This is a genomic window from Pseudonocardia wallangbongensis (genome assembly GCF_054486945.1).
This window is the reverse complement of record NZ_JBRERS010000005.1, coordinates 390,468-407,114: the sequence shown is the minus strand read 5'-3', so window position 1 is coordinate 407,114 and position 16,647 is coordinate 390,468. Positions and strand designations below refer to the sequence as shown.

19 protein-coding genes are annotated in these 16,647 nt (G+C 72.5%); 13 read left to right on the top strand and 6 right to left on the bottom strand.

Annotated elements, in window-relative coordinates:
- Nucleotides 1-2 precede the first annotated feature (2 nt).
- From ACU436_RS20930 to ACU436_RS20895, 8 genes are all read left to right on the top strand, one after another.
- Entirely contained in the window at nucleotides 3-362 is a 360-nt protein-coding gene (locus ACU436_RS20930) for a hypothetical protein (protein ID WP_459027728.1), read from the top strand.
- Nucleotides 363-415: 53 nt separating this feature from the next.
- The gene (locus ACU436_RS20925) at nucleotides 416-1,408 is read left to right on the top strand and encodes a substrate-binding domain-containing protein (protein WP_459027726.1); all 993 of its coding nucleotides are present in this window, start codon (nucleotides 416-418) and stop codon (nucleotides 1,406-1,408) included.
- Between the two features lie 63 nt (nucleotides 1,409-1,471).
- On the top strand, nucleotides 1,472-2,533 hold the full coding sequence (locus ACU436_RS20920; protein WP_459027724.1) for an ABC transporter permease: 1,062 nt from the start codon (nucleotides 1,472-1,474) through the stop codon (nucleotides 2,531-2,533).
- 4 nt (nucleotides 2,534-2,537) lie between these two features.
- Nucleotides 2,538-3,353, top strand: coding sequence for an ATP-binding cassette domain-containing protein (locus tag ACU436_RS20915; RefSeq protein WP_459027722.1), 816 nt, complete (start codon nucleotides 2,538-2,540; stop codon nucleotides 3,351-3,353).
- 16 nt (nucleotides 3,354-3,369) lie between these two features.
- Nucleotides 3,370-4,392: a Gfo/Idh/MocA family oxidoreductase gene (locus ACU436_RS20910; RefSeq protein ID WP_459027720.1), complete on the top strand. Its 1,023-nt coding sequence runs from the start codon at nucleotides 3,370-3,372 to the stop codon at nucleotides 4,390-4,392.
- Nucleotides 4,389-5,390: a Gfo/Idh/MocA family protein gene (locus ACU436_RS20905; protein WP_459027718.1), complete on the top strand. Its 1,002-nt coding sequence runs from the start codon at nucleotides 4,389-4,391 to the stop codon at nucleotides 5,388-5,390. The genes ACU436_RS20910 and ACU436_RS20905 overlap by 4 nt, the downstream gene beginning before the upstream one ends.
- Nucleotides 5,387-6,268 carry a sugar phosphate isomerase/epimerase family protein gene (locus ACU436_RS20900; protein WP_459027716.1) on the top strand — a complete coding sequence of 294 codons (882 nt, stop codon included), beginning with the start codon at nucleotides 5,387-5,389 and terminating at the stop codon, nucleotides 6,266-6,268. Before ACU436_RS20905 ends, ACU436_RS20900 begins: the two co-directional genes overlap by 4 nt.
- A 91-nt stretch (nucleotides 6,269-6,359) precedes the next feature.
- Complete coding sequence (locus ACU436_RS20895; RefSeq protein WP_459027714.1) at nucleotides 6,360-6,533, top strand: hypothetical protein; 174 nt, start codon at nucleotides 6,360-6,362, stop codon at nucleotides 6,531-6,533.
- A gap of 771 nt (nucleotides 6,534-7,304) precedes the next feature.
- Here the strand turns inward: ACU436_RS20895 and ACU436_RS20890 are convergent.
- Nucleotides 7,305-7,598 (bottom strand): hypothetical protein, encoded by a 294-nt coding sequence (locus tag ACU436_RS20890; protein WP_459027712.1) that lies wholly within the window; start codon nucleotides 7,596-7,598, stop codon nucleotides 7,305-7,307.
- Between the two features lie 105 nt (nucleotides 7,599-7,703).
- Here ACU436_RS20890 and ACU436_RS20885 point away from each other — a divergent pair, with 105 nt between their 5' ends.
- A complete protein-coding gene (locus ACU436_RS20885; RefSeq protein ID WP_459027710.1) occupies nucleotides 7,704-7,898 on the top strand; it encodes a helix-turn-helix domain-containing protein in 195 nt (64 codons plus the stop codon).
- 106 nt (nucleotides 7,899-8,004) lie between these two features.
- On the opposite strand, the gene ACU436_RS20880 is transcribed toward ACU436_RS20885, so the two are convergent.
- Nucleotides 8,005-8,994, bottom strand: a complete 990-nt coding sequence (locus ACU436_RS20880) for a LacI family DNA-binding transcriptional regulator (protein WP_459027708.1) — start codon at nucleotides 8,992-8,994, stop codon at nucleotides 8,005-8,007.
- A gap of 77 nt (nucleotides 8,995-9,071) precedes the next feature.
- On the opposite strand from ACU436_RS20880, the gene ACU436_RS20875 reads away from it, so the two are divergent.
- The 4 genes from ACU436_RS20875 to ACU436_RS20860 are packed head-to-tail and all read left to right on the top strand — an operon-like array spanning nucleotide 9,072 to nucleotide 12,727.
- Nucleotides 9,072-10,214: a phytanoyl-CoA dioxygenase family protein gene (locus ACU436_RS20875; RefSeq protein ID WP_459027706.1), complete on the top strand. Its 1,143-nt coding sequence runs from the start codon at nucleotides 9,072-9,074 to the stop codon at nucleotides 10,212-10,214.
- On the top strand, nucleotides 10,214-10,990 hold the full coding sequence (locus tag ACU436_RS20870; protein ID WP_459027704.1) for an SDR family oxidoreductase: 777 nt from the start codon (nucleotides 10,214-10,216) through the stop codon (nucleotides 10,988-10,990). The genes ACU436_RS20875 and ACU436_RS20870 overlap by 1 nt, the downstream gene beginning before the upstream one ends.
- 5 nt (nucleotides 10,991-10,995) lie before the next feature.
- On the top strand, nucleotides 10,996-12,003 hold the full coding sequence (locus tag ACU436_RS20865) for a Gfo/Idh/MocA family protein (protein ID WP_459027702.1): 1,008 nt from the start codon (nucleotides 10,996-10,998) through the stop codon (nucleotides 12,001-12,003).
- 43 nt (nucleotides 12,004-12,046) lie between these two features.
- On the top strand, nucleotides 12,047-12,727 hold the full coding sequence (locus tag ACU436_RS20860) for an NUDIX hydrolase (RefSeq protein ID WP_459027700.1): 681 nt from the start codon (nucleotides 12,047-12,049) through the stop codon (nucleotides 12,725-12,727).
- A 76-nt stretch (nucleotides 12,728-12,803) separates the two neighbouring features.
- On the opposite strand, the gene ACU436_RS20855 is transcribed toward ACU436_RS20860, so the two are convergent.
- The 4 genes from ACU436_RS20855 to purF all read right to left on the bottom strand — a co-directional run bounded on the left by ACU436_RS20855 (nucleotide 12,804) and on the right by purF (nucleotide 16,631).
- A complete protein-coding gene (locus tag ACU436_RS20855) occupies nucleotides 12,804-13,220 on the bottom strand; it encodes an SRPBCC family protein (RefSeq protein WP_459027698.1) in 417 nt (138 codons plus the stop codon).
- A 133-nt stretch (nucleotides 13,221-13,353) separates the two neighbouring features.
- Complete coding sequence (locus ACU436_RS20850; protein WP_459027696.1) at nucleotides 13,354-13,518, bottom strand: hypothetical protein; 165 nt, start codon at nucleotides 13,516-13,518, stop codon at nucleotides 13,354-13,356.
- A 380-nt stretch (nucleotides 13,519-13,898) separates the two neighbouring features.
- Nucleotides 13,899-14,978: a phosphoribosylformylglycinamidine cyclo-ligase gene (gene purM, locus ACU436_RS20845; RefSeq protein WP_459027694.1), complete on the bottom strand. Its 1,080-nt coding sequence runs from the start codon at nucleotides 14,976-14,978 to the stop codon at nucleotides 13,899-13,901.
- Between the two features lie 60 nt (nucleotides 14,979-15,038).
- The gene (purF, locus tag ACU436_RS20840) at nucleotides 15,039-16,631 is read right to left on the bottom strand and encodes an amidophosphoribosyltransferase (protein WP_459027692.1); all 1,593 of its coding nucleotides are present in this window, start codon (nucleotides 16,629-16,631) and stop codon (nucleotides 15,039-15,041) included.
- Nucleotides 16,632-16,647 lie beyond the last annotated feature (16 nt).

The following is a 16,647-nucleotide window of genomic DNA, read 5'->3' as shown; positions in this document are numbered from 1 at the left end:
TCATGGCTCCGCCGGACCGGCTCACCCTCGGCACCGCGCCCGACTCGTGGGGCGTGTGGTTCCCGTCCGACCCCCACCAGGTCGGCTGGCAGCAGGACCTCGACGAGATCGCGCAGGCCGGCTACCTGTGGACCGGGCTGGGCCCATCCGGTTTCCTCCCGCAGGACCCGGTGCAGCTGCGCGACGAGCTGGACGCCCGCGGCCTGCGGGTCTGCGGGGGCACGGTCGTCGCCGGGCTGCACCGCGGGGCCGAGGCGCTCGACGAGGCGGTCGAGCCGAACATCCCGCTGCCGATCGGGGCGCCCACCGCGGGCTACTTCCGGGGCTGCGGCCTCGGACCCGTCCGGCGCTGGCCCTACTGACCCATCCCCAGCCCGCCGCTGCGGCCGGCTGTGCACTGGAAGGAAGCTCAAAGATGAGTACCAGGAAGACGATGCGCGCACTGGCGGTGGTCGCGGCGCTCGGCATCGCGCTGGCCGCGTGCAGCAGCCAGGGCGGCGCACAGGAGGAACAGGGCGGCGGGGGCCCGGAAGGCGGCAACGTCGGCGGCGAGCGCTACACGATCGCCATGATCACCCACGAGCAGCCGGGCGACACGTTCTGGGACCGGATCCGGGCCGGCGCGGAGGACGCGGCGCGCGCGAACAACGTCGAGCTGAAGTACTCGAACGCCCAGGCGGGGCCCGAGCAGGCCACGCTCGTCCAGAACGCGATCGACAGCCAGGTCGACGGCATCGCCGTCACGCTCGCGTACGTCGAGCAGGTCGGCCCGGCCGCCAAGGCGGCGGCCGACCGCGGCATCCCGACCGTCGCCTTCAACGCGGGCAAGGACCAGTACCAGCAGTTCGGGGCGAAGATGTACTTCGGCTCGGACGAGGACCTCGCCGGGCAGGCCGCGGGCCAGCGCCTGGCCCAGGACGGCGCGCAGAAGGCGATCTGCGTCATCCAGGAGCAGGGCCACGTCGCGCTCGAGGCCCGCTGCGCCGGCGTCGCGAAGACCTTCCCGAACACCGAGGTCCTGTACGTCCAGGGCACCGACCTCGCCCAGGTGCGCTCGACGATCGGCGCCAAGCTGCAGGAGGACCCGTCGATCACGCACGTCCTGACGCTCGGTGCCCCGTTCGCCCTCACCGCGCTCGAGTCGGTGGGCGACGCCGGGAGCTCGGCGAAGGTCGCGACGTTCGACCTGAACGTCGACGCGGCGAAGGCGATCCAGGACGGCCGGATCCTGTTCGCGATCGACCAGCAGCCCTACGTGCAGGGCTACATGGCCGTGACGTCGCTGTGGCTGAACCTGTCCAACGGCAACGACATCGGCGGCGGCGGCCCGGTCCTCACCGGCCCCTCCTTCGTGGACAAGTCCAACATCGACCAGATCGTGGTCTACGCGCAGAACAACAAGCGCTAGTTCCCACCGGGGGGAGCCGGCGACCCGGCTCCCCCCGATCCATCCGAAGCTCTGGAGCGGGCCATGACTTCTCCCGTGGCGACCCAGCCCCCACCCTCGCCGCCCACCGAGGTGGCGCGGCCCAAGAAGCCGCTGCTGTCCACCCTGCTGACCCGTCCGGAGGTCGGGTCGTTCGCGGCGGCGATCGCGATCTTCATCTTCTTCTTCGCACTCGCGGAGCCGTTCCGGACGCTTCCCGCCCTGTCGACCGTGCTCTACGCGAGCTCGTCGATCGGCATCGTCGCCGTCGGGGTGGCCCTGCTCATGATCGGCGGGGAGTTCGACCTCTCGGCCGGCGTGTCCGTGGTGACCGCCGCACTGACGGCGTCGATGTTCAGCTTCCAGCTCAGCGCGAACCTGTGGGTCGGGGTGTTCGTCAGCCTGATCGTGATGCTGGCGGTCGGGTTCTTCAACGGCTACCTGGTCGTGAAGACCGGCATCCCGAGCTTCCTGATCACGCTGGGCACGTTCTTCATGCTGAGCGGCATCAACCTCGGCGTCACGAAGCTCGTGACCGGCACGGTGGCCACCGACAACATCTCCGACATGGACGGCTTCGCCTCGGCGCGGGCCGTCTTCGCCTCGGAGTTCGACCTGGGTGGCGTGACCATTCGCGTCACCGTGCTCTGGTGGATCTTCTTCGTGGCGCTGGCGACCTGGATCCTGCTGCGCACCCGCCTCGGCAACTGGATCTTCGCGGTCGGCGGGAACGCGGCCAGCGCCCGCGCGGTCGGCGTGCCGGTGAACAAGGTGAAGATCGGCCTGTTCATGGGGGTGGCCTTCACGTGCTGGTTCTACGGGATGCACCTGCTGTTCGCGTTCAACACCGTGCAGTCCGGGCAGGGCGTCGGCAACGAGTTCCTCTACATCATCGCCGCGGTCGTCGGCGGCTGCCTGCTCACCGGCGGGTACGGCTCCGCGATCGGTGCGGCCGTCGGCGCCTTCATCTTCGGCATGACCACCCAGGGCATCGTGTTCGCCGGCTGGGACCCGAGCTGGTTCAAGTTCTTCCTCGGCGTGATGCTCCTGCTCGCGGTCCTGCTCAACCTCTACGTCAAGAACTACGCCCTGAACCGCAGGAGCTGAACCCATGACCGACACGATCGTGGAGCACGCGGACCGGGAGCTGCAGGTCGGCACCCCGCTCGTCGAGATGGAGGGCGTCGGCAAGGCCTACGGCGCCATCCGGGCCCTCGAAGGCATCGACCTCACCGTCAACGCGGGCGAGGTCGCCTGCGTGCTCGGCGACAACGGGGCCGGCAAGTCCACCCTCATCAAGATCATTTCTGGCCTGCACCCGCACACCGAGGGCACGCTCAAGGTGGACGGGCAGGAAGTGCACTTCGGCTCGCCGCGCGAGTCCCTCGACCACGGGATCGCCACCGTCTACCAGGACCTCGCGGTCGTGGGCCTGATGGAGGTCTGGCGCAACTTCTTCCTCGGCTCGGAGATCAGGAAAGGCTCGTACCCGCTCGCCCCGCTGGACATCAAGGGCATGCGGGAGATCGCCGACGACGAGCTCCGCAAGATGGGCATCACCGTCAAGGACATCAACCAGCCCATCGGCACGCTCTCCGGCGGCCAGCGCCAGTGCGTGGCGATCGCACGCGCGGTCTACTTCGGCGCGCGCGTCCTCATCCTGGACGAGCCGACGGCGGCCCTGGGCGTCAAGCAGTCGGGCGTGGTGCTCAAGTACACGGCGGCGGCGCGCGACGCCGGGCTGGGCGTCGTGTTCATCACGCACAACCCGCACCACGCGTACCTGGTGGGCGACCACTTCATCATCCTGAAGCTCGGCCGCCGGGTGCTGGACAAGAAGCGGACCGAGGTCTCCCTCGAGGAGCTCACGGCCGAGATGGCGGGCGGGCAGGAGCTCGCCGAGCTGTCCCACGAACTGAAGCGCTGAGAAGGGAACCTCTTTCGTGGCACTCAACGTCGGCGTGATCGGCACCGGCATGATCGGCCAGGACCACATCAGGCGGCTCACCTCGGTGCTGTCGGGGGCCCGCGTGGCCGCCGTGACCGACGTGGACCGCGCCCGCGCCCGCTCGGTCGCCGACGGCGTACCGGGCTCGGTCGTGCACGACACCGGGCAGGCCCTGATCGACGACGCGGGCGTCGACGCCGTCGTCGTCACGTCGTGGGGCCCGACGCACGAGGAGTACGTGCTCGCCGCGATCGCCGCAGGCAAGCAGGTGTTCTGCGAGAAACCGCTCGCCACCACCCGCGAGGCGTGCGACCGCATCCTCGACGCCGAGGTCGCGGCCGGGCGGCGGCTCGTGCAGGTCGGGTTCATGCGCCGGTTCGACCCGCAGTACCGGGCGATGAAGGCCGTGGTCACCGGCGGGGAGATCGGGGCGCCGCTGCTCATGCACGCCTCCCACCGCAACCCGTCGGTGCCGGACTTCTTCACGAGCGACATGACGATCAACGACAGCACGGTGCACGACATCGACGTGGCGCGCTGGATGTTCGACGACGAGCTCGCCGCCGTCACCGTCCTGAAGGGGCGGATCAGCCGCAAGGCGAAGCCGGGGTTCCACGACCCGCTGCTGGTCGTGCTGGAGATGCGGAACGGCCTGCTGGTGGACGTCGAGGCGATGGTGAACGCGGGCTTCGGCTACGACATCCGCGGCGAGGTGGTCTGCGAGGACGGCACCGTGGAGCTCTCCGAGAGCGCGGGCGCCGTCGTCAAACGGGCCGGGCGGTACGCCGGGCGCGTCCCGGAGAACTGGAAGGAGCGCTTCGTCGGGGCGTTCGACCTCGAACTGCAGGCGTGGATCGACGCCGTGAGCTCGGGGGGTAGCACCGGCCCGAGCGCATGGGACGGTTACGCCACCACCGTCGCCTGCGAGACGGCCCTCGCCGCGCTGGGCAGCGGACGGCGCGAGGAGATCGTCCTGCGGGCGCGGCCCGACCTGTACGCCAAGGATGCAGGCGCGTGAGGAAGCTCGGGGTCGGCGTCGCCGGGGTCGGGCGGATGGGCCGCATCCACGCGGTCGACCTCGTCTCCCGCTGCGCGCGGGCCGGGCTGGCCTGCGTCTACGACGCCGACGGCGAGCGCGCGGCCGCCCTGGCCGCCCAGCTGCAGGTGCCGGCGGCGGCGAGCTTCGACGAGCTGCTGGAGCGCTCCGAGGCCGTCGCGATCGCCACGCCGACCGGCACGCACGCGGAGCTCTCGGTCGCGGCGGCGACCGCCGGCCGACCGGTGTTCTGCGAGAAACCGGTATCGCTGGACCGCGCCACGACCGTGGCCACCATCGAGGCGGTCGAGGCCGCGGGCGTGGTCTTCCAGGTGGGTTTCCACCGCCGGTTCGACCCGGACTGGGTCACCGCGGCCGAGCGGATCGCGGCAGGCGAGCTCGGTGCCGTCACGCTCTTCCGCACGTCGCTGCGGGACATGAACCCGCCGGACCCGGCCTACCTCGCGGGCTCGGGCGGGTTCTTCGTCGACGTCACCGTGCACGACCTGGACGTCGCCCGCTGGCTGGTGGGCGAGGTCGTCGAGGTCAGCGCGCACGGCGCGGCGTCCGACCCGGCCTTCGCCGAGCTGGGCGACATCGACACCGCGGTCGTCGTGCTGCGGTTCGCGAACGGCGCCCTCGGCGTGATCGACAACAGCCGCGGGGCCCGCTACGGCTACGAATGCTCCACCGAGGTGATGGGCACCCTCGCCACCGCCCGGATCGACAACCCGCACCGCACCGGGCTGGAGTGGCGAAGCCCCGGCGTCTCGGCGCGCGATCTCGTGTCCGACTTCGAGGAGCGCTACCCGCACGCCTACGCCGCCGAGCTGGACGCCTTCGCCGACTGCGTGCGCACCGGTGCGGCGCCCCGCGTCACCGGCCGGGACGCACTCGCCGCGTTCGACCTGGCCGTGGCCGCCGACGAATCGTGGCGCACCGGCCGTCCCGTCATCCTTTCGCAGGAGGCTTCCGCATGACCGTCGATCGGATCGCCGGCGCTCCGATCTCGTGGGGTGTGTGCGAGGTGCCCGGCTGGGGCTACCAGCTGCCGCCGTCGCGGGTGCTCGCCGAGATGCACGACGTCGGCCTCGCCGCCACCGAGCTCGGCCCGGACGGCTTCCTCCCCGCCGACTCGGGTGCGATGGCCGACGTCCTCGCCCGGCACGACCTGCAGGCGATCGGCGGGTTCACGCCGCTACTGCTGCACGTTGCCGGCCAGGACCCGCTGCCCGACGTCGAGAAGCTGCTCGCGACCTACGCCGCGACCGGGTCCGACGTGCTCGTCCTGTCGGCTGTGACCGGCCTCGACGGGTACGACGAGCGCCCCGGCCTGGACGTCGAGGGCTGGCGCACGCTGCTCGGGAACCTCGACCGGCTGGACGCGCTCGCGTCCGCCCACGGCGTGCAGGCCGTGCTGCACCCGCACGTCGGCACGATGGTCGAGAACGGCACGGAGGTACAGCGGGTGCTCGACGGCTCGTCGATCGCGCTCTGCCTCGACACCGGGCACCTGCTGATCGGCGGCACCGACCCCGCCGACCTCACCCGCCAGGCCCCGCACCGGATCGCGCACACCCACGTCAAGGACGTCGACCTCGGCCTCGCCCGGCAGGTGCAGTCCGGGCGGCGGACCTACACGGAGGCCGTGCGCGAAGGCATCTACCGGCCGGTGGGGCAGGGCGACGTCGACTTCGCCGCGATCGTCGGCCACCTGCGCGCCGACGGCTATCCGGGCTGGTACGTGCTGGAGCAGGACACGATCCTCACCGAGGAACCCCGCGGCGAGGGCCCGCTCACCGACGTCCGCTCCTCGGTCGCCGCACTCCACGAACTTCTCGGCGCCCCGACGGAGTGACGCAGGCCTCACCCCGGAGCGACACACTCGGGGCCGCTGCGACGATAGTCCCCTCAACGGTTGAGACCGAGGCTCCGAGGGGGCGACCGCCATGATCAATATCTCTGTGTCCTCGCGGTCGCTGGCGGCCGCCCGCCGGGTCGACCCGAACGTCTCCCCCGCCGCCGTGCACGCCGCCGTCGAGGCGGCGATCGCCGAGCACACGCGCGAGCAGGGGAGGCGCCCCGTCCAGCCGCCGGAGGAGCTCGAGGGCCCCGACCTGTAGGTCCCAGCACTCCCTGGGCTCGCGCGGATCTGTGCCTGGTGATCGATCCGAGATGCGGGAAATTGCCCTCACGAGGGCGTTCGGCGTCGTCTCGTAGCGATCAAGCCCGCATGATCGGTCCGAACTGCGCCGGATCGCCCTGCCCGGGGCGCTGGGTCGCATCCCGCAACGATCACGTCCGGGAGTTCATGGTCATGTCGACTCCTCGAGGGTTCGATCTCGATCCGAGACACGTGGGGTCGACCCGATCATGAGACGGGCAGCTTGGCGCGCCGTCCCCCGACACCCCGCGCCGGACGGCCGCCGCACCGGCCCCGGCCTCCCGTGCGGGACACCTGCGCGTATCGCCCCGTCACGTGCCGAGTGGGTCGGGTGGGCGGAAGTACCGAACCCCGTGGTGGCGTGGGCGGCCGTCCCCGGCGCGGGGGCACACCCGTCCTGGACGAGTCCGTCCCGCCGGGTGCCCACGCCACTATCCTGTGGCCCCGATCCGCGACCGCGGATGACCACCGGACAGTCGCCCTGCTACCCCGGTGACGTGCTCGTACGCGGGTCCGGGAGGCAAGGCGAGCATCTCGCAGAGCGCCCACCGACTCGGTGGTTCTTCAACCCGGCCCAGTCCGTACCGGCCGCGCGCAACGCGCCGCTCGCCCACTCGCGCACCCGACGCGAAGCCACGACGGCCTGCCCGACCTCCCGAACACATCTCCGAGCGCCCGACGTGAGGGCACCCGAGAATCGCGCCAACCCCACCACCCCGCGGCAACCGAGCTACGCGGGAGGCAGCGTCCAGAGGCCACGCGGCTTCCGGTGATGCGTCCCGCGGAACGGGCGGTTCACCGCTTCCTTCACGAACCACCACGCCTCGTCCTCGGTGTCCGCCCACCCGTGCGAGGTCTTGCCCTCGTCCAGCACCACCGTCCACCGGTACCGGCCGGAACGCTCGTGGAACGTCACCGACACCCGGCCCTGCCTGCGGGCGATCATGAGCCGCGCCTCCGCCTCGTCCGGTGCCTCGCCCATCGCGAACCCGCCCCCAGGTAGCTCCGTCATCCAGAACGCCACGCGGGCCAGCCTACTAACGACATCCGTGGACATTCAACCTGTGGTGAGGACTTTCAACCCCACTCAAGGTCATCGAGCTACCTCCGGGCCAATACCCGACCTAGCGTGGACAACGTGCCACCCGGATTGCTCACGACCGCTCAGCTCGCGAAAGAGCTGAACGTGTCCACGAAGACGATCCATCGCTGGGTGGCCGCCGAGAAGATCCGGCCGACTCTCACGACCCCCGGCAATCAGTTCCGATTCCGGCTGGACGATGTACTCGAACAACTGGGCCAGCCGCGGAAGCGGCCGGAGTAGCCACCGGGCGCGGGTCGCGCAGGCGAGTGGGCCGACCGCTACGTTCGCTCGCACCTGGCGTCCGAGGGTGCCGTTCGCTCCACCTGGGGCGGCTCGTGCGGGCGGCTCAGCGCGGTGGGGCCGTCGTGCCCCGGACCACCAGGTGCGGGGTCAGGATCGCCTCCACCGGGTCGGTGCGGTTCCCGTCCAGGCGGTCGACCGCCGCGGCCACGGCTCGGCGGGCCTGCTCCCCGGCCTCCTGGCTCACCGTCGTGAGGTCGATGTGGGCGAGGCGGGCCAGCTCGCCGTCGTCGTAGCCGACCACGGAGACGTCCTCGGGCACGCGGACGCCGGCGCGCAGGAAGACGTCGAGGAGGCCGAGCGCGCAGCGGTCGTTGGCCGCGACCACCGCGGTCGGCAGCACCGGGCCGGCGAGGAGCGTCCGGGCCGCGGCCGCGCCCGCCGCCTCCACGTATCCGCCCGGGAGCACGCGGCCGTCGAGGTCGTGGCGGCTCAGGGCGGCGAGGAAGCCGGCCCGGCGGTCGGCGGCCATGGCCGCCCCACCCCCATCGACGTGCACGATCTGCCGGTGCCCGAGGCTGACGAGGTGGTCGACGGACTCGCCGACCCCTGCCTCGTCGGCGACCCGCACGACGTCGAATCCGCCGGGGGCGACGTGCCGGGCGACCACGACGACGGGGGCGCGCGCGCCGAGCGCCGCCAGGTCGGCCACCGGCAGCTCCGGGGCCAGCAGCAGCACGGCCTCGCAGCGCATGTCGAGCAGCGCGTCCACCACCCGGGCCTCGTCGGAGACTGGGGTGATCGCGCTCAACGCCACGGCGTAGCCGCGCGCATCCGCGGCGACCTGCACCTCCTCGGCCATCTCGGTGCGGAACGCGTCGCGCAGGAGCACCGGGACACCGAGGAGCCGCGTGCGGCGGCGGGCGAGGAGGCTGGCCGTGCGGTCCGCCCGGTAGCCGAGCCGCTCGGCGGCCGCCAGCACGCGCTCGCGCGTCTGCGCGCTCGGCCCGGGCACGTCGCGCAGGACGAGGGAGACCGACGCGGTCGATACGCCCGCCTCGGCGGCGACGTCCTCCAACCGCGGCCTGCGGTGCAACGCCCACCCCCTTGACAGCCATCGGCGGCGCGAGGATCGTAGCGCAGGTCTAAAGCGCTTTAAAACCGGGAGCCGCCATGGCAACGACGCACCCGCCCGACATCCGCTGGACCGAGGCCACCTGCCGCCTCGAGGACCTCCTGGAAGTGCTCGCCGAGCGCACCGAGCCGCACGCGTTCCCGCTGGCCACCGAGGTCGTCGCCGAGGTGCTGGTCTACGACGCCGCCCGCCTGCTGGACGCACCGCCAGAGGTGGCCCGGGCGGAGCTGGTCCGCGCGTTCGCCGACGGCCCCGGCGTGGTCGTGGTGCGCGGCGCCCACCCGGACCTGGCCGTCGTCGACCGCGCCACCGCCGCATTCGAGGAGATGATCGCCGAGCAACGCGCGAGCGGGGTCGTCGCAGGCGACCACTTCGCGAAACCCGGCGCGAACGACCGCGTGTGGAACGGCCTCGAGAAGCTCGCGGTGCGCGCACCGGAGGTCTTCGTCGACTACTACGCCGACCCGGTGCTCGCCCTCGTGTCGACGGCCTGGCTGGGCCCCGGCTACCAGGTGACCTCGCAGATCAACGTCGTCAACCCGGGCGGGGCCGCCCAGGTCGGGCACCGGGACTACCACCTCGGGTTCCTGCCGCCCGCGCGCATCGAGCAGTTCCCGCCGCACGTGCACGTGCTCTCCCCCGTGCTCACGCTGCAGGGCGCGGTGGCCCACACCGACATGCCCGTGGAGAGCGGGCCCACGATGTACCTGCCGCACTCGCAGAAGTACGGGCCCGGCTACCTCGCCACCGGCCGTACCGAGTTCGTCGAGCACTTCGAGCGCCACCACGTCCAGCTCCCGCTGCGGAAGGGCGACGCCGCGTTCTTCAACCCGGCGGTGATCCACGGTGCGGGCACCAACCGCTCGGCGGACGTCCGCCGGATGGCGAACCTGCTGCAGATCTCCTCGGCATTCGGGCGGGCGATGGAGAGCGTCGACCGGGACCGGATCTGTCGCGCCGTCTACCCGGCGCTGCAGGCGCACCCCGCGCCCGAGCACGCCGTCGCCGCGGCCGCCGAGGGCTACGCGTTCCCCACCAACCTGGACCGCGACCCGCCGGTGGACGGGCTCGCCCCGCCCAGCCAGGCCGACCTCGTCCGGCGGGCGCTGGCCGAGGGCTGGACGTCCGAGGCGTTCGAGGCCGCGCTCACCGAGCACGCCGACCGCCGCCGGACCGCGTGATGGCACTCCTCACCGATCGGGTCGTGCTGGTCAGCGGGGGCACGCAGGGCGTGGGGGCCGGGGTCGCGCGCGCCGCGGCCCGGGAGGGCGCGACCGTCGCCGTCACCGGGCGCCGCCGGGAGCCGGGCGAGAAGCTCGTCGCCGAGCTGCGCGAGGCCGGTGCCGAGGCGCTGTTCGTGGCCACGGACGTTGCGGACGTGACGCGGGCCCAGGCCTCCGTCGCGACCGTCGTCACGGCGTACGGACGGGTCGACTCGCTGGTCAACGCGGCCGGGCTGACGTCGAGGGGCACGTTGGTCGACACCACGCCCGAGCTGTTCGACGAGCACGTCGCGATCAACCTGCGGGCGCCGTTCTTCCTCATGCAGGCGGCCGTGCGCGACATGCTCCGCCGCGGCGCCCCCGGCACGATCGTCAACGTCATCTCCTCCTCGGAGCTGGGCGGGCAGCCCTACCTGGCGCCGTACGTCGCGGCCAAGGCCGGCCTGGCCGGGCTCACCCGCAACGCCGCCCACACCCACCGCTTCGACCGGATCCGGATCAACGGCCTGGACATCGGCTGGACCGACACCGAGGGCGAGGACGCCACCCAACGCCGCTTCCACGACGCCGACGACGGGTGGCGCGATGAGGCGGGCAGGCGACTGCCGATGGGCAAGCTCGGGCAGGTCGACGAGATCGCCGACTTCGTCGTGTTCCTGCTGTCGGACCGCAGCGGCGTCGTCACCGGCTCGGTGATCGACTGGGACCAGAACGTGTTCGGGGGGCTCGACTGATGGGGATGCGGCTCGGACTGATCGGGCTGGGACGGATCGGCGCGTTCCACGCGCGGACGCTCACCGACCTGGCCGCCGTCGACTCGCTGGTCGTCACCGACGCCGTGCCGGCGGCGGCGTTGGAGGTGGCCGAGCGCGTCGGAGCGGAGCCGGTCGACTCGGTGGCCGAGTTGCTCGCGGCGGGCGTCGACGGCGTGCTGGTCGCGGCCGCCACCGACACTCATCCCGAGCTGGTGCTCGCCGCGGTCGAAGCCGGGCTGCCGGTGTTCTGCGAGAAGCCGCTCGCCCGCGACGTGACGGATGCCGTGGCCGTGGCGCGGCGGGTGCAGGAGTCGGGCGTGCCCGCACAGGTCGGCTACCCGCGCCGGTTCGACCCGGCGTTCCTCGCCGGCCGCGCGGCCGTGGAGAGCGGGGAGCTCGGCGGGCTGCACACCGTGCGCTCCACCACGCTCGACCCGGCGCCGCCGCCCGCCGCGTACCTCGCCGGATCGGGTGGGATCTTCCGCGACTGCGCGGTGCACGACTTCGACGCCGTGCGCTGGGTGACCGGCCGGGAGGTCGTCGAGGTCTACGCCACCGGTTCCGACCGCGGCGACCCGCTCTTCACCGAGATCGGGGACGTGCACACGGCTGCCGCGATCCTGACCTTCGACGACGGAACGCTCGGCGTGGTGTCCGTGAGCCGCGGCAACCCGCGCGGCTACGACGTGCGGCTGGAGCTGCACGGCACGGCCGACAGCGCCGCCGCAGGCCTCGACGACGGGCTGCCGCTGCGCTCGCTCGATCCCGGCGTCCCGTTCCCGGCCGGCCCGCCGCACAACTTCTTCATGGACCGGCTCGCCACGGCGTTCCGGGCCGAGCTGGCCGCGTTCACCGAGGTGGTGGCCGGTGACCGTCCGAGCCCGTGCACCGTGGCGGACGCGCTGGAGGTGGCGTTCATCGCGGAGGCGGCCACGCTCTCCCTGCGGGAGCACCGGCCGGTACCGATCGAGGAGGTGCGTGCCGGCGCGTGATCATGATCAGGTAGTGTCAGCCCGACGAGAAGTCGGGAGGACGATGCGCGGCAACCTGTTCGCCGTGGCGGTGGACCTGGTCGTGCTGACGGTGCGGGACGGCGCCCTGTGCGTGCTGCTGCGCGAGCGGGGCGCGCCCCCGTTCGCCGGTGAGCGCGCCCTGCCCGGCGGCTTCGTACAGGGCCGCGAGGACCTCGTCGACGCCGCGTTCCGCGAGCTCGCGGAGATCGGGCTCGCGATCGACGGCCACCACCTCGAACAGCTCGCGAGCTACGCCGCCCCCGACCGGGACCCACGCGGCCGCGTGCTCACGGTGGGGCACCTCGCCCTCGTACCCGACCTGCCCGAGCCGCCCGGCGACGGCATCTGGGTACCGGTGGCGGACGCCGGCGGGCTCGCCTTCGACCACACGCAGATCCTCGCCGACAGCGTCGAGCGGGCCCGCGGGAAGCTCGAGTACACGACGCTCGCCGCGGCGTTCTGCCCCGCCGAGTTCACGATCTCGCAGCTGCGCCGGGTGTACGAGGCCGTGTGGGGCACCTCGCCCGACCCGCGCAACTTCTCCCGCAAGGTCACCTCGACGCCCGGCTTCCTCCTGCCGACGGGTGCGAAGGTCAGCTCCGGCCGCGGCCGACCGGGCCAGCTGTTCCGCCGCGGCCCCGCCCCCGCCCTGCATCCGCCCATGCTGCGCGACCAGGCGTCGGGCTCCCTGGGCCAGACGTAGTGCCGTCCTGCTCAGGGCCCACCGGGGTGGGGTCGGGGCCGGGCCGTGCGCAAGGTCGAGCCCCTGACCTGACCGGTCAGATCGTCGGGACGTAGGCCGACAGCCCGTCGAGCAGCATCCCGCTCCCCTGCTCGGACATGTCCCGCTGCTCCGCGGTGGCGCAGGTCTGGGACAGCGCGATCCGGGTCCGCCCGCCGATGTCGGTGAGGTCCACGACCATCGGGGTGGACTCGCCGCCGGGGAGGTCCATGTTGACCTCGAGGCGTTCGTTCTCGACGACCTCGCCGTAGGTACCGGTCAGCGGGAACTCGGACCCGTCGGGGGCGGCCATCGTGGCCTTCCAGGCGCCGCCGGGCCGCACGTCGAGGGAGATCGTCGGCAGCACCGCGCCGGACCACTGCGCGTAGTGCTCCGGCTGCGTCCAGGCCGCCCAGACGTTCTCGACCGGCGCGTCGAGCTCGCGGGTCAGCGTGTACGAGTGGGTGTCACTCATGGTCGACTCCTCTTCAGTGGCCCCGGGGTGGAGCCGTTGGAGTGTGGACCACGGGGCGGGGCGGACCTGATCGGCCACCGTGATGTGACGGCGCTCACAGACGGCTCGGCGGGCGATCGCGCGCAGCGCGCGGTCAGGGCACCCGGATCGTGCTCGTGATGATGTCGCGGACCTGCTCCATCTTCGAGGCCTCGGAGCGGTCCCCGATCGCCTGGATGAGGACGTTGTGGTCGGGGAACTCGATCCAGCGCATCAGCTGCCGCGTCGGGGTCCCGCTCGGGGAACGGACGTCGATCACCGAATCCTCTGCCGGCACTCCGTCGAGGACGATCCTCTCGTGGCTGACCAGCCGCCCGCCGAACTCGGAAGCGATCTGCCGGGCGGCCTCCTCGACGTCGATCCGGTTCCCGGCCGGTGCCGGGGCGGCCCCGGAAGGTGGTGACGATCCCCGCGGGGGCGCCGTTCGCCGCGAAGTACGGGGCGCCGTTGTCCGATCGTTCCGGCCGCGCCGGGCCGAACACGGCGACGCCGTCCGGGCACAGCTCGAGCGTTGCAGCCGCGGCCGGGGTCACCACCGCGATGGCGGTGGACGCAGGTTCTGGCTGCGTGTGCCGGTCGGGGCGCAGCGATAAGGGCCACTTCACACACCGGCGATGGGCGGTGTGTGAAGTCGAGGGGTCAGAACCTCGGGTGGTCGCCCTTCAGGTGCACCTTGCGGCTCTTCCCGCGGCGCACCTCGCCCAGGACCCACGCCGGCACGTGCCTCGCCGTCAGCACGGCCAGGGCGCGGTCGACCTCGTCGGCCGGCAGCACCGCCACCATGCCGACGCCCATGTTGAAGGTCCTCTCCATCTCGGCGCGCTCCACGCGGCCGCGGCTGGCGATCATCTTGAAGACCGGTGCCGGGGTCCAGCTGCCCCGCTCCACCACCGCGTCGACGCCGGCCGGCAGCACGCGCTCCAGGTTGCGGGCGAGCCCGCCGCCGGTGACGTGCGCGAACATCCGCACTCCCGTCTCCGCGGTGAGCGCGAGGCAGTCGCGCGCGTAGATCCGGGTTGGCGCGAGCAGTTCCTCCCCGAGGGTGTGGCCGAACTCCTCGACGTGACCTTCGAGCGGCATCCGCGCGATGTCGAGCAGGACGTGCCGCGCCAGCGAGAAGCCGTTGGAGTGCAGCCCCGACGAGCCGAGCGCCACGAGCACGTCGCCCGGCCGGATCCGGTCGGGCCGCAGCATCGCGGCGGCCTCCACGATGCCGACGCCGGTGCCCGAGATGTCGTAGCTACCGGCCTCCATCAGCCCCGGGTGCTCGGCGGTCTCGCCGCCCAGCAGCGCGCAGCCGGCCTGCTGGCAGCCGTCGGCGATGCCCTTGACGATCGTGCCGACCTGCTCCGGGACGACCTTCCCGACCGCGATGTAGTCCTGCATGAACAGCGGTTCGGCGCCGCAGACGACGAGGTCGTCCACGACCATCGCCACCAGGTCGAGCCCGATCGTGTCGTGCTTGTCGAGGGCCTGCGCGATCGCGACCTTCGTACCGACGCCGTCGGTCGAGGAGGCCAGCACCGGCTCGGTGTACTTGCCCAGCTTCAGCGCGAAGAGCCCCGCGAACCCGCCGATACCGCCCATCACCTCGGGCCTGGTCGCCTTCTCCGCGTAGGGCCGCAGGGCGTCCACAGCCTTCTCACCTGCATCGATGTCCACGCCGGCGGCGGCGTAGCTGGCGCCTGCCCCGGCGGGTCGGGCAGTGATGGGCGGCATGGTCGTCGGGCTCCTGACAGTCGGGTCGGCGGTACGGCGCCGGGGTTCGGATGGCGCGGCTCAGGGCCGGCCGAGCGCGTCGGCGGCTCCGTAGCCGACCGAGAGCGGGCCGGGGTCACCGGACGCGGCTCCGGAGGCGTCCTCGGGCACGGCGACGAGATCCTCGAGCAGGTGCTTGCCGAGCCGCGCCTCCTCGGGCAGCGGGATCGGGTACTCGCCGGTGAAACAGGCCGTGCACAGCCTGCTGCGCGGCTGCTCGCTGGCCGCGACCATCCCGTCGACCGAGACGTAGCCGAGCGTGTCGGCGCCGATGGACCGGCGCACGCCCTCCGTGTCGAGGCCGCTCGCGACGAGCTCGGCCCGGGTGGCGAAGTCGATGCCGTAGAAGCACGGCCACCGCACCGGCGGGGACGCGATCCGGACGTGGACCTCGACGGCCCCGGCCTCGCGGAGCATGCGGACGAGCGCGCGCTGGGTGTTGCCCCGCACGATCGAGTCGTCGACGACCACGAGCCGTTTGCCGCGGATGACGTCGCGCAGCGGGTTGAGCTTGAGCCGGATCCCGAGCTGGCGGATGGTCTGGCTGGGCTGGATGAACGTGCGGCCCACGTACTGGTTCTTCACCAGGCCCTGGCCGTAGGGGATGCCGGAGCCCTGGGCGTACCCGATGGCCGCCGGGGTGCCGGACTCGGGCACCGGGATCACGAGGTCGGCGTCGACGGGATGCTCCTCGGCGAGCCTGCGGCCGATGTCCACGCGGGCCGCGTGCACGGAGCGTCCGGAGATGGTGGTGTCCGGCCGCGCCAGGTAGACGTACTCGAAGACGCAGCCCTTCGGCTCCGGGGCGGCGAACCGCGAGCTGCGCAGGCCGCCCGCGTCGATGGCGAGCAGCTCACCGGGCTCGACCTCGCGCACCATCGACGCGCCGACGATGTCCAGCGCCGCGGTCTCGCTCGCCACCACCCAGCCGCGCTCGAGCCTGCCGAGCACGAGTGGACGGACGCCGTACGGGTCGCGTGCCGCGTAGAGCGTCTGCTCGTCGGCGAACACCAGCGAGAACGCCCCGCGCACCCGTGGGAGCAGGCGCAGCGCCGCCTCCTCCACCCCGGTGTCGGCGGCGGTGACGGCGAGCAGCTCGCTGATGAGGTCGGAGTCGGTGCTGGCCGGGATCGCCCGGCGGTCGGCGCGCTCCTCGGCGCGGGCAACCGCGACCTCGTCGCGCAGCTCGGCGCTGTTGACGAGGTTGCCGTTGTGGCCCAGCGCGATGCCGCTGCCGGTGGCCGTGGTGCGGAACGTGGGCTGGGCGTTCTCCCAGGTGGTGGAGCCGGTGGTGGAGTAGCGGCAGTGCCCGACGGCGAGGTGGCCCTTCAGCGACGAGAGCACCTGCTCGTCGAAGACCTGGCTGACCAGGCCCAGGTCCTTGAACACGACCATGCGGCGCCCGTCGGACACGGCGATGCCCGCGGCCTCCTGGCCGCGGTGCTGGAGGGCGTAGAGCCCGTAGTACGTGAGGTTGGCGACGTCCTCACCGGGCGCCCAGACGCCGAAGACACCGCACTCCTCGCGCGGTTCCGGGTCATGGGTGGCTGTGTCGACGTCGGGTTCCGGATTGCGTTCGGTCGGCTGCTCGTTCCGGGTGGAACTCGGGCCCACAGTGACTGCCCGCCCC